This window comes from Janthinobacterium sp. PC23-8 (genome assembly GCF_002250505.1).
GTDB lineage: Bacteria > Pseudomonadota > Gammaproteobacteria > Burkholderiales > Burkholderiaceae_D > Janthinobacterium.
The window spans coordinates 809,637-822,342 of the sequence record NZ_NJGY01000003.1 but is presented as its reverse complement, the minus strand read 5'-3'; the positions used below and the strand labels follow the sequence as shown (position 1 = coordinate 822,342).

Annotated in this window: 9 protein-coding genes; all 9 read right to left on the bottom strand. The window is 61.5% G+C overall.

What is annotated here, in order from left to right:
* Positions 1 to 110: 110 nt before the first annotated feature.
* On the bottom strand, positions 111 to 758 hold the full coding sequence (locus CD932_RS23270) for a GntR family transcriptional regulator (RefSeq protein ID WP_094445179.1): 648 nt from the start codon (positions 756 to 758) through the stop codon (positions 111 to 113).
* Between the two features lie 82 nt (positions 759 to 840).
* The gene (locus tag CD932_RS23265; RefSeq protein ID WP_094445354.1) at positions 841 to 2,229 is read right to left on the bottom strand and encodes an aspartate aminotransferase family protein; all 1,389 of its coding nucleotides are present in this window, start codon (positions 2,227 to 2,229) and stop codon (positions 841 to 843) included.
* 79 nt (positions 2,230 to 2,308) lie between these two features.
* Positions 2,309 to 3,646 (bottom strand): glutamine synthetase family protein, encoded by a 1,338-nt coding sequence (locus CD932_RS23260; protein WP_094445177.1) that lies wholly within the window; start codon positions 3,644 to 3,646, stop codon positions 2,309 to 2,311.
* Positions 3,647 to 3,918: 272 nt separating this feature from the next.
* Positions 3,919 to 5,718, bottom strand: coding sequence for an amidohydrolase (locus CD932_RS23255; protein ID WP_094445175.1), 1,800 nt, complete (start codon positions 5,716 to 5,718; stop codon positions 3,919 to 3,921).
* Positions 5,719 to 5,728: 10 nt separating this feature from the next.
* Positions 5,729 to 8,083 (bottom strand): TonB-dependent receptor, encoded by a 2,355-nt coding sequence (locus CD932_RS23250; RefSeq protein WP_094445174.1) that lies wholly within the window; start codon positions 8,081 to 8,083, stop codon positions 5,729 to 5,731.
* Positions 8,084 to 8,291: 208 nt separating this feature from the next.
* Positions 8,292 to 9,779 (bottom strand): aldehyde dehydrogenase, encoded by a 1,488-nt coding sequence (locus tag CD932_RS23245; protein ID WP_094445353.1) that lies wholly within the window; start codon positions 9,777 to 9,779, stop codon positions 8,292 to 8,294.
* Positions 9,780 to 9,792: 13 nt separating this feature from the next.
* Positions 9,793 to 10,608, bottom strand: coding sequence for an ABC transporter permease (locus CD932_RS23240; RefSeq protein ID WP_094445172.1), 816 nt, complete (start codon positions 10,606 to 10,608; stop codon positions 9,793 to 9,795).
* Entirely contained in the window at positions 10,605 to 11,513 is a 909-nt protein-coding gene (locus tag CD932_RS23235; protein ID WP_094445171.1) for an ABC transporter permease, read from the bottom strand. Before CD932_RS23235 ends, CD932_RS23240 begins: the two co-directional genes overlap by 4 nt.
* Before the next feature lie 7 nt (positions 11,514 to 11,520).
* Positions 11,521 to 12,675 (bottom strand): ABC transporter ATP-binding protein, encoded by a 1,155-nt coding sequence (locus CD932_RS23230; RefSeq protein WP_094445170.1) that lies wholly within the window; start codon positions 12,673 to 12,675, stop codon positions 11,521 to 11,523.
* Positions 12,676 to 12,706: the final 31 nt, after the last annotated feature.

The window sequence follows — 12,706 nt, the reverse complement described above, 5'->3', positions numbered from 1 at the left end:
AGGGGCGCGGCTGGCGCGGCTTCACCATCACGCCACCTTCTGTATCGCCGCCTGCGGCTTTTTGACCATGCAGCGACGCCACTTGCTCGCTCAGGGGTCGAACGCCGACGCTACAGGCATGCGGATTTCAGGTGCTGCCCGGCATAAAACATATCTTGCTCAATGGCTCGGCGCACGCGCGCGCCGTCTCGCTGTTTCAGGGCCGCCAGAACATCCTCATGGGCATCGTTCAATTTGAGAGCGAAGCGGCCATCCTCAAACAACTGGTTCGAAATCGGCCCGACCTTGAGCCAGATTGTTTCGATGAGTTCCATCAGGAGCGGCGATCCGCCGGCGCGATACAAGGTGACGTGAAACGCCTCGTTCGCTTCCAGATAGGCTTTGCAGTCCGATGCGGCGATGGCGCGCGCCATCTCCTGCGTCAGCGCTGCCATCGTGGCAATGCCGGCATCGCTCATCCGATATGCCCCCTGTTCGGCGGCCTGTCCTTCGAGCAACTGGCGGATTTGCAGGATATCGTCGAACTGGGCGCGGTTTAACTTGGGCACCATCATGCCGCAGTTGGGAATATCGAGCAGGGCCCCCTCGGCGGCCAGTCGCTGCAATGCCGCCCGCACCGGCGTGACGCCAACGCCCAATTCATCGGCGACCTGGCGAATTTTCAAGCGTTCGCCTGGAAGGAAACGCCCCACAGTCAGCCATTGGTGCAGGGTCTGGTAAGTCTTGTCCTGCAGGGTGGTAGTTGTTTTCTCTTGCAAACCGGTGCTCCACAAAACGACATGGCGACGACCCTGCAAATGGACCGGGCGCGCAGCCTGATTTTACCCTATGTGCCGCCGTTCAGGTGCCGCACAGTTGAGCAAGGCAGGCATCGAATATCTGCAGGAAGCGAACGATGTCGTGCGGCTCGGTGTCCGGGCACACCAGCATCATGTTGTGAAACGGGGTGATGAGCATGCCGCGGTTGAGCAGATACAGGTGAATGATATGCTCCAACTGGCTGTCGAGTATCAGTTCGGCGGCGCTGCCGTTGATCGGCGCCACCGTGGAGAATTGAAACTCGGTGCGGGCGCCCACCCGCGTGACGCACCAGGGCAGGCGATGCCGGGCGATCGCTTCGACGAGACCCTGGGCGAGCTGTTCGGCCAGCGCGAACATGCGCTCATAGGCCTCATCGGTCATCACCTGGCCCAGATTGGCCCGCATGGCCGCCATGCTGAGCATGTTCGCGGTCAGTGTGGTGCCCACGCCCGAGTGCCCGGGCGGCGCTGCGCGCTTGGCCTGCTCGATGCGCGTGGCCAGCGATAGACTGAAACCATAGACCGCGCAAGGCACGCCGCCGCCAACCGGTTTGCCCAGCACCAGCGCATCGGGCCGCAGCCCATGTTGCATGGTATAGCCGCCGGGACCGGAGCTGATGGTGTGGGTTTCGTCCAGTACCAGCAAGCTGCCGTGGCGCTCGATGATTTCCTGCGCGGCGGCCCAGTATCCGTCTTGCGGCAAGACCATGCCGATATTTGTCATCACCGGCTCGGCCAGCACGCAGGCCACCTCGCCGCTCGACAGGGCCGCCTCGAGCGCCTCCAGATCGTTGAATTCGACCACCACGGTGGTCGCAGTCAAGTCGCTCACCTGCCCCAGCAGGCTGTCGCGCTGTCGCGCCTGGCCGTCCACGAGGTCGACGAATACATCGTCCACGGTGCCGTGATAGCAGCCATTAAAAACCAGGATTTTTGAGCGGCCGGTCGCTGCCCGCAACCAGCGCAGCATGAAGCGATTGGCGTCCGAGGCGCTTAACGCAAATTGCCAGACCGGCAGGCCAAAACGACGTGTCAGTTCTTCCGCCACCCAGACCGCGTCCTCCGACGGCATCATTGCCGTGTAGCCAAGTTCGGACTGACGGGCCAGCGCCTCGGCCACCGGCCGGGGCGCATGACCAAACATGGCACCGGTGTCGCCAAGGCAAAAGTCCGCGTAGACATGGGCGTCGACATCGACCACCTGCGCGCCGCTGGCCTGCGCCACGCTCAGAGGAAACGGCGTGGACCAGTCGGTCATCCAATGCAACGGTACGCCAAACAGCATGTGCCGGGCGGCGCGCTGGGCCAGCGCCGCCGAGTTCGGATTGTTGAGGCTAAATGACGCGCGCTCGGCGCTGTGCAGCGCCAGCGCGCGCGACCAGTCGACACCGTGGCGAACGGGCTCGGCGCCTGTTTGTGAAGAGTTCATCGTTTTTGTCATGATCGTTCAACTGCTTATCGGTTTATGGTTTGCGTGTGTTGCTGCGGCAGGCGGCGATATCGTTTAGTCACACCAGCAGCATCAGATGTTCGCGCTCCCACGAGCTGATGACGCGGCTGTAGGTGGCAAATTCGAGTTCCTTCACTTCGCAGAATGCGCGCACGAATAACTCGCCCAGGATTTCCCCCAGGGGCTGGCAGGCACGCATGCGCATGATCGCGTCTTCGAGATTGCGTGGCAATTCATCGTCGACATGCTCGGCACTGCCGTCGGTGGCCTCGGACGGGGTGAGCCCGTTGACCATGCCCAGGTAACCGCAGGCCAGCGTGGCCGCCATCGCCAGGTAGGGATTGACGTCCACGCCCGGCACGCGGTTTTCGATGCGGCGGTTGGCCGTGTTCGAATTGGGAATGCGAATGCCGCAGCTGCGGTTGTCATAACCCCAGCGCACATTGGTCGGGGCCGACATGAAGCGCGACAGGCGCCGGTACGAGTTCACATACGGTGCAAACATCAGCATCGCCTGTGGCACGTAGTGTTCCAGTCCCGCCAGATAGTTGAAGAACAGGGTGCTGGCGCTGCCGTCGGGATTGGAGAATATGTTGTCGCCCGTTTCGGTATCGAGGATGCTTTGATGGATGTGCATGGCGCTGCCAGGCTCCTGCTCCATGGGTTTGGCCATAAAGGTAGCGAAGATGCCATGCCTGAGCGCCGTCTCGCGCACTGCGCGCTTGAACAAGAAGACCCGGTCCGCCAATTCGAGCGCATTACCATGGGAAAAATTGATCTCCATCTGGCCGGCGCCGGCTTCGTGGATCAAGGTTTCAACGCCCAGTTGGTGGGTGTTGCAAAACGAGGACAGCTCGAGAAAAAATGGGTCGAAGTCATTGACCGCATCGATGGAATACGATTGGCGGCCAGATTCCGGCTTGCCGGTGCGGCCCAACGGCGGGGTCAGGGGCTCGTGCGGATTGCTGTTGCGTGCCACCAGATAAAACTCCATCTCGGGCGCCACCACCGGTTGCCAGCCGCGCGCTTGATACAGTTGCAGCACGTGCCGCAGCACGGCGCGCGGCGACAAATTCACGGGGCTGCCATCGAAATTCTGGCAATCGTGTATCACCAGGGCCACCGATTCCGCTGCCCACGGAACGATCCGCACGGTGGTCGGATCGGGCACGCAGATCATGTCAGGGTCGGTCGGGCCAACATACGGGCCATTGCCCGGCTGTTCCCCATTCACGGTATTGAGCAGGACGCTTTTCGGGAGGCGCATTTCGCCAGCGCTGAGGAACAGGTCGCGCGGCAAGATCTTGCCCCGTGCAATACCTGTCATGTCGGCGATGACGCATTCAACTTCGTGAATATTATTACTCTTGAGGAAATCTTGCATGGCCTGTGTCATTGTGCATACTCGCTAGTTTTACAGTTCCAAACGTCGGACTTCGCGATCTTTCTCGCGCGGTGAAACAGCCCGTTGGCAGACCATTATTTGATCACATCTTGATATTTTTTTCAATAAATCATAACGATTTCCAGAAAAACCAAGTAAATAAATATTTTTGTGATCAAATATTATGACGTTTCACGAATTGATCAATGCCGGAGGGGGCCGTCGACCGCAGTCGACAGCCCCCTCCGGCAGATGTTGCGCGCAAACAAGTTTGCCCGAAGCCCTTACTTGAAGGCCGGATCCCGGTATACCGTCTTCCCGCCTACAACGGTCAGCAATACTTTGGTCTTGGCCACATCCTCAGGCTTGATCTTGAAGAAATTGCGATCGAGGACGATCAGATCGGCCAGCTTGCCCGGCTCCAGCGAACCCGTTTCCTTTTCCTGCCGCAGCGTATAGGCCGCGTTCCAGGTAATGGCCCGTATCACGGTGGCGGCGCTCAGTCCGGCGTCGCGTCCCAGACGTCCGGCGAACTGCGGCCCGGCCTCGGGCGCGTTGGTGCGCGTCATGCCGACCTTGAGCGCGAACCATTCGTCGAGCGGATCGACCGGCCAGTCGCTACCGTATGCGATGCGCACGCCGGCCTGTTGAAACGGGGCGGCAGGTTCAATGGTGTCGTAACGGGCCGGCTCCAGATAGCCCTGCAAGCCGCCCAGCGTATCCGGTGCAGGCTTTTCCCATTGGAACGACTGCACCACGGAAACATCCAGCGCCGCATAGCGCGGGAAGTCGGCGGCGTCGACAATCTCATTGTGCGCCAGCGCAGGCCGCGCGTTCTTGCCCGCTTCCGTCGAGCGCAGGTAGGCGATACCGTTCAAGGCTTCACGGGCGGCGCCGTCGCCGTCGACGTGCACATGCGCATCAAGCCCTGCCTTGGCCAATTCGAGCAGCACCGAATTGAACACCTCGGGCTGAAAGTAAATACCCGGTCCCTTGCTGGTGCCGGGCACCCAGTGCGGATGGGCGGCAGTACCTTGGTTGACGTTGTACGGCTGCAGCATGACGCCGGTCAGCGCCGGCGCGGCAATCACGCCATCCATGAACAGTTTGGCCGCTCCCACGTTCAGCGCCGGCGCCGGCGCCGGTTTGCCCTGGTCGTAACGTAGCGCCAGCGCCCGCACCGCCGCCACCGCCTTGACCGCATCGGCGCTCGCATCCTCGGGCGTCAGCAACACCGCGAAATGGGCCCGCGCAGTCAGTTCGCCCTGACGCTGCAGCGTCGCAAACGCGGTGATGCTCTCCTCGCCGGCCACGGCGTCGAGGAAATTGGTAATGCCCTGCTTGCGCATGGCGTCCAGGGCGGCCCGCGCCGCCGCCACGCGGTCTTCATCAGTTTCCGGTGGCACCAACTTGCCGACAAGCTGCTGCGCGCTATCTTCCAGGATGCCGGTCGCGTTGCCGGCGGCGTCGCGCGTGATCTTGCCGGCCGTGGGATCGGGCGTGTCGCGCGTGATGGCGGCCAGTTCCAAAGCGCGGCTATTGGCCAGGGCCGAGTGGCCGAACGACGACTGCACCATGATCGGGCGCATGGTCTTCAGCACATCGAGCACCTTGGAGGTCACCTCGGTGCCTGCCGGTAGCATATTCTGCTGAAACCAGTTGACTACTGTTAACAAGCTGGACGCATCGTTCTTGCCCTCGCGATCCAGGCAAGCCTGGATCCGTGATTGAAACTGTGCAACCGTCAACGCTTCGTAATTCAGGTTACAGTGAAGCAGCTGCGCGCCGCCGGCCACCGGATGCATGTGTCCATCGATCAGGCCCGGCATGAGCATGCGCCCGCGCAGATCGACCACCTTGGTGTATTTGCCGCGCAGGGCGCCGGCGCCGGCGTCGTTGCCGACATAGATGATGCGCCCGTCACGCACGGCCAACGCCTGGTGAACGCTGTCCTTGGCGTCGACCGTGTAGACATAGCCGTTGCGGTAAATGGTATCGGCGCTCGGCGCGGCTGCCTGGCATAGCGCCATGGCCGCGCACAGCGGGAGCAGGCATAACGCCTTACGGTAAAGTGATATGTGCATCGAATTCTCCTTAGAAACGGTAGGTGAGGTTGGCGCCGACGGTGCGGGGCCGGAAGGTGACGTTGCGCAGCCGATCGTTGCCGGGTACGTTATCGTTCATCCGGTTGAGCCTGGGCTGCGAGTTCAACAGATTATTGACGAAGCCGGTCATTTCCCAGGGGCCGCGCGTCACGCCAACGCGGCTCGAGACGAAGGAGCTGGACGGGCCGTCGGCCAGCCTGGCGTCGTAGCCCGCCACATCGGCGCTGGGGCTGCCTCGATAGCGACCGGAATACTGGTAGTCCAGCCGGGCGTAGCCGTCGGTGCCCTCGTTGATCTGGAAGTCGTACTGGGCGCCCAGCGCAACCGTCCACTTGGGGGTATTGACGAGTTGATCGCCGTTCTTGGCCAACAGCAAACCGTCGGGACGCCTGGAGTCTGCGGTGTAATGGGCGTCGCCATAGCCGACTGCGGCGCTCAGGGTCGTGCTTTGCAGGACCCGCGCCTGCAGTTGCAGATCAAATCCCTTGCTGACCGCCTTGCCCAGGTTGGTGGTGTATGACAGGCCACAACTGCTGACAAAAACGCCCGTCTGGATCTTGTTCCAGTCGATCAAGTACGCGCTGCCGGACAAGGTCACGCGGCGGTCCATCAACTTGACCTTGTCGCCCACTTCATAGCTCCACACGGAGTCGGAGCCGTAGATGCCGGGCGCGTCTTGCAAGCCCAGGCTTTTCAGGCTCACGGAGCCGGGCGCACCATTGACGCAGGCCGGGTTGCCGGCCATGGCGGAGTTGGCGCCGCCTGGACGGTAGCCCTTGGCGGCGGTGGCATACACCATATGGTCCTGGCTGAGCTGGTAGCTGGCGCCAAACTTCGGTGTTACCGGCGTCTCCGACGAGCTGCCGCCGTATCGGTGTAGCCCCCCCGCTTCCACGCCGTCCTGGATGTCGGTGAACGAGAAGGCATTGCGTGCGACGCGCAGCCCGGCGGTCAGTTTCAGTTGGGGCGTGAGGTTGTAATTGAGTTCGCCAAACAGCGCCACTTCGCGCTGGACGAATTTTTCATCCTCGATCCATTGAAAGGGGCCGGTATTGGGCACCCCGAAGAACTGCTCCGCTGTCGTGCCAGCGATGGCCTGAGTGATCTGCCCGATCGGCTCGACGATGGTCTGATGCAGGCTTTGCTTGTTGTGCGAATAATACAAACCGCCGATCCAGTTCAGCTTGTCGCCCGGCTTGTTGATCGACGAAAAACGCAACTCCTGCACCAGATTGTTCTGGGGCGTGGTGTTACGCTCTACCGCCGTGTAATCCGGATGGCCGTCAACCGTGGCATGGCCGCCTTGGTAAGCGGCAGCTTCAAGATACGAATAGTCGTCGGTCCGATGTTGCTTGCGCTGAAAATAGGAGGTGACCGATTTGATCGACGTATTCTCCAGATCGTATTGCACGGTCAGCGACGACAGCGAGAACCGGTCATTGGCCGGCTGGGCGATCTTCGAATAACTGCGGTTGACTCCCGCGTCCTCGAAATACACGTCCTTGTCGCCGCGCCTGGTCTGCTGGTACAGGATGGCCGGGGTGATGGTCAACTGCGGCATCGGCTTGTACAGGAACGCCAGCCGTGCCACCGTGGAAATGACGGAATTGACATCGGTGGCGGTGACCGCGCCGCTGTTGATATCGGCGCGATCGATATAACCGCCGCTGCGCTGGCGCCACAAGCTGGCGCGAAAGCCCGATTTGCCTTCTTCGATCGGGGCACCGTAGGCCACGCCGGCCTCGTAACTGGGCGCGCCCCCGGCGGTGGTGGAGATTTCGGAACGGGCGTAGCCGTCGCGCTTGGTCAGGCTCGGTGTCGGCGTGATGAAGCGCACGGTGCCGCCTTCGGAGCCGGCACCGAACAAGGTGCCCTGCGGCCCGCGCAATACTTCCACGCGGTCGAGATCGAAAATGCGGGGAAATGCGCTGGCGGTTGCCGCCAGCACATTGTGCATCTGTATCGGGGTATCGTCGATGTAGATCGCCGTGGTGGCGGCGCCGACACTCGAGGCCAGGCCGCGTATCGACACATTCGGCTCGCTGTCCTGGCGCACGGTCAAGCCCGGCACGATGCGCGACAGGTCGGCGATGCTGCCGACGCCCTGCTTCTCGAGCGCGGCCTGGGTCACCGCGCTGATGCTCATCGGTACCTTGCTGATCGGTTGCTGGACCTTTTGCGCGGTAACGATCACCTCCGTGATCTCGCTACTGTTTGCCCCGGCATTGCTCTGCGTGCCCGCCTGCGCAGGGTCGGGCTCTGCCGCACTGGCGCGCGATGTGACGACCATGGAGCCCAGGGCCAGTGAAACAAGCAAGGTCAAGCGTCGTGGTGCGATAGACATACATACTCTCCCGATTGATTGAAATATAAATTATTAAAATTTAAAAACCGTCCCTAGCTAATTTGTCTCCGCCACACGCTCTTTGATATAAACCAAACGATTTATCTTATTCGAATTCCTCGCGTCTTATCAGTTCCACTTTGTGCATCTTCATAGAACCACTCCATCAGGCGCGCAGCCGCACCGGGTCGCGGCCGGCAGGCCGGCGTCAAGCGATCCGCATCCAGGTTGTTTTCAGCTCCGTATATTTATCAAGCGCATGCAAGGATTTATCGCGCCCGTTGCCGGACTGCTTGCGCCCGCCGAAGGGCACCGTGATGTCGTCGCCGTCGTACTGGTTGACATGCACCGTTCCGGCGCGCAAGGCACGCGAGAGCCGCACCGCCTTGCTCAGATCGGAAGTCCAGAGCCCCGCCTGCAAGCCATAATCGCTGCTGTTGGCCTGGCGCACGGCATCGTTCACATCCGTGAAACTGAGCACCGACAACACCGGCCCGAAGATTTCCTCGCGGGCGATTTTCATGCCGCTGTCCACCTGGTCGAAGATGCAGGGTTCGACGTAATAGCCGCCGCTGGCGACGCGCGTGCGCCGCCCGCCCGCCAGCAAGGAGGCGCCATCGGACTGGCCGCTGGCGATGTAGCCAAGCACCGAGTCGAGTTGGGTCGCGTCGACGATGGCGCCCATGGTGGTGTGCTGGTCGAGCGGGTCGCCGGGCTGAAAAGCCGGCATCAGCGCCAATGCTTTTTCCAGGAATGGCTCCTTGATCGATGCTTCAATGAACAGGCGCGACGGCGCGTTGCAGCTTTCTCCCTGATTGAAGAACATGGCGCCCACCGCAGCGGCGGCGGCGGCGTCGAGATCGGGGCAATCGGCGCAAACGATATTGGCAGACTTGCCGCCCAGCTCACTCCAGACCCGCTTCAAATTCGATTGCCCGGCCATTTGCATGATCTGCTTGCCGACACCGGTCGAGCCGGTAAACGCCAGGCAATCGATGTCCATGTGGCGTGCCAGCGCCACCCCGGTCTCGTGGCCATACCCGGGCACCACATTCAATACCCCAGGCGGCAGTCCCGCCTGCAAGGCCAGGTCGCCCAGCCGCAGCGCGGTCAGCGGGGATTTCTCGGACGGCTTGAGGATGACGCTGTTGCCCGCTGCCAACGCGGGCGCGATTTTCCATGTCGCCATGATCATCGGGTAATTCCACGGCACGATGGCGGCTACCACGCCGATCGGCTCACGCGTCACCAGGGCCAGGCTGGCGGCATCGGTGGGCGCCACCTCCCCGTACGTCTTGTCGACGGTCTCGGCATACCACTGCAGACAATTGGCGGCCGCCGCGACATCGACACTCTGGCTATATTGAATCGGCTTGCCCATGTCCAGCGTTTCCAACAGCGCCAATTCGACGCCGTTTTCACGCACCAGTTCGGCAAACCGCAAGAGCACGCGCTTGCGCCGTGCCGGCGCCAACGCCGACCATCGGCCATCATCGAAGGCCGCGCGCGCCGCCAGCGCGGCCGTCTCCACATCCATCACATCGCAACGCGCGACCTGCGCCAGCAGCCGGCCGTCGATGGGCGACACATCATCGAAGCGCGCTTCGCTCGCGGCCCAGCGGCGTTCGCCGGCGATCAGTGCGCGCCCGTCTATCGTCAGCGCGGCGGCGCGCTCATGCCAAGAAATATCAGTCATCATTAATTTCCTCTTAAAGTTTATTGGCGCGCCGGCGGGCGGCGCGCGCCAGCATGTAACTGGAGCCGATGATGCAGCACGACACCACCAGCACCGTGATCGAGGCGACCGCGTTGACGCGAGGATCGAGGCCCAGGCGCGCCCGCGAAAAGATGACGATCGGCATGGTCGACGAACCAGGGCCAGACAGGAACGCTGACAACACCACATCATCGAGCGACAGTGTGAATGTCAGCAGAAATGCCGAGGCAAGCGATTGCGCGATATTGGGCAGCGTGACCAGCAAAAAAACCTGATGGGCCCGGCAGCCCAGGTCCATGGCCGCTTCCGCCAGCGATTGGTTCAACTCCTGCAAGCGCGACTGCACCACCACGGTGGCATAGGCCATGCCCAGCAAGGTGTGGCCCAGCCAGATGGTGGCGCTGCCGCGAGCGGGAAAGCCGAGCAGTTTTTGACATGACACCAGCAGCAGCAGCAGCGACACACCGATGATTACCTCCGGCATGACCAGCGGCGCGCTGACCATGCCGGAAAACAAAGTGCGACCATGGAAGCGCTTGTAACGATCGAGCACATAGGCGGAAAACGTTCCCAGGACTACGGAAGCGAAGGCGCTCGCAACGGCTATCTTCAACGACAACGCGAAAGCGGAGAGCAGTTCGGCGTCCTGCATCAGTTCGCCGTACCACATCAATGAAAAACCGCTCCACGCCATGTTCTGGCGGGCGCTATTGAAGGAAAACACGACCAGCACGATGATCGGGAAATAGAGGAACAGATAGCCCATTGCAAGCCAGCTGCGGCCCAGCCCGCGCTGCAGGATTTTCATGGGCGGCCTCGCTCGGCCTGGTATTTATTAAAGATCATCATAGGCACCAAGATAAGAAAAATCACGACGACGGTCACCGCCGACGCCATCGGCCAATCGTTATTGGTAAAAAATTCATCCCACAACACATGGCCGATCATCAAGGTGCGCGGCCCGCCCAGCAGTTCCGGGATCACGTACTCGCCGATGGCCGGGATGAACACCAGCATGGCGCCGGCGATGATGCCCGAGCGCGACAGCGGCACGGTGACCCGCCAGAATGTCTGCCAGCGGCTCGCGCCCAAGTCGGCCGCCGCCTCCAGAAAACGCTCGTCGAGCTTGACCAGATTGGCGTACAAGGGCAGGATCATGAACGGCAGATAGGCGTACACCATGCCGATGAGCAAGGAGAACTCGGTGTTCATCATATGCAGCGGCGCGACTATCCAGCCCAGCGACAACAACGCCCGGTTGACGATGCCGTCGTTGGCGAGGATGCCTTTCCACGCGTAGATGCGCAGCAGGAACGAGGTCCAGAACGGCAGCATCACCAGCATCAGCAGCACCGGCCGGATGCCCGCCCGCGCGCGGGCAATGAAATAGGCGAACGGATAGCCGATCGCCAGGCACAAGAACGTGGTGATCAAGGCGTACTTGATCGAGCTCAGATACGTGTACAGGTACAGATCGTCGTTGAAGATGAACAGGTAGTTGGCGAGCTTCACCTTCAAATGGATCACACCGTCGGCATAGCTCAAGACCGTGCCGAACGGATCTTCGCCTTCGGTCTCGCTGATGCTGATGCGGAAAACAATCAGGAACGGCACCAGGAACGTCACGATCAGCCAGACGAACGGCACGCCGATGACCAGGCGGCGCCCGCTCAGCGCGCGCACCCGGGACAGCTTTTTCAAGGAAGAGATCATTGGCGCCTCAGCTCGTCAAAACGACCGCGTCGCTGCCATCCCACCAGGCATGCGCGCGCTGTCCGCGTTCCAGGGCGGCGCTATCGAAGCGTGCGCTGTTGACCCGGCTCACCTTCAACGTCGTGCCGCTGTCGAGGCGCAGCACATAATGGGTCTGATTGCCGAAATAGGCGACCGAGGCGATCACGCCTTCAATACTGTTGTGGCCATGCTCGCACGCTTTGGCGCGCATCCCGGCCTGCGGCGGCTCCAGCTGCAACACGATTTTTTCGGGCCGCACGCCGACGTGGACCGGCATGCCCAAGGTGCCCGTGATGCCGTGCGGAACGAACATGGACAGTCCCGCTTCGCTGGTCGACACGACGATATGATCGGCCTCGTCGACCTGTACCTGGCCGGCAAACAGATTGATGTTGCCGATGAAGTCGGCGACAAACACACAGGATGGCGTTTCATAGACGTCCCCGGGCGCGCCGACCTGGCGTATCCGGCCTTCGCTCATGACGGCGACGCGACTGGCCATGCTCATCGCTTCATCCTGGTCATGGGTCACCATGACGCAGGTCACGCCGACCTGTTCGATGATATTGACCAGCTCGACCTGTGTACGCTCGCGCAACTTTTTGTCGAGCGCGCCCAGCGGCTCGTCGAGCAGCAGCAACTTGGGGCGCCTGGCCAGGCTGCGCGCCAGGGCCACGCGCTGCTGCTGCCCGCCGGACAGCTGGTGCGGCTTGCGCTGGGCATAGGCTTGCATTTGCACCAGTTCCAGCATCTGCCGGACCTGCTCGGCGATGACGTCGCGCTGAAGGCCGGCGCGGCGCAAACCGAAGGCGATGTTGTCCCATACCGTCAGATGAGGGAACAGCGCATAGGATTGGAACATCATGTTGATCGGCCGCTCATGCGGGGCGACCTCGGTCAGGCTCTTCCCTTCCAACAAAATCTTGCCGGAGGTCGGCGTTTCAAACCCGGCCAACATGCGCAACAGGGTCGATTTTCCGCATCCTGAACTGCCGAGCAAGGCGAAAATCTCGCCCTGCTCGATGGCAACCGAGACGTCGTTGACGGCATGTATGCCATCAAAGCTTTTGATCACATTTTGCAGCAACAAAAATGGCCGATCGGGTTCAATCGATGCTGTGCCGGGGGAAACAGTCGTCATAGGTCGCACCTGGAAGGAAGAAAAAGGAGAA

Bases quoted from the DNA above. Each gene is read 5' to 3' on its own strand.
- CD932_RS23255 (WP_094445175.1), bottom strand. From the start codon at position 5,718: ATGCACATATCACTTTACCGTAAGGCGTTATGCCTGCTCCCGCTGTGC.
- CD932_RS23265 (WP_094445354.1), bottom strand. From the start codon at position 2,229: ATGAACTCTTCACAAACAGGCGCCGAGCCCGTTCGCCACGGTGTCGAC.
- CD932_RS23245 (WP_094445353.1), bottom strand. From the start codon at position 9,779: ATGACTGATATTTCTTGGCATGAGCGCGCCGCCGCGCTGACGATAGAC.
- CD932_RS23260 (WP_094445177.1), bottom strand. From the start codon at position 3,646: ATGACACAGGCCATGCAAGATTTCCTCAAGAGTAATAATATTCACGAA.
- CD932_RS23250 (WP_094445174.1), bottom strand. From the start codon at position 8,083: ATGTCTATCGCACCACGACGCTTGACCTTGCTTGTTTCACTGGCCCTG.
- CD932_RS23240 (WP_094445172.1), bottom strand. From the start codon at position 10,608: ATGAAAATCCTGCAGCGCGGGCTGGGCCGCAGCTGGCTTGCAATGGGC.
- CD932_RS23230 (WP_094445170.1), bottom strand. From the start codon at position 12,675: ATGACGACTGTTTCCCCCGGCACAGCATCGATTGAACCCGATCGGCCA.
- CD932_RS23235 (WP_094445171.1), bottom strand. From the start codon at position 11,513: ATGATCTCTTCCTTGAAAAAGCTGTCCCGGGTGCGCGCGCTGAGCGGG.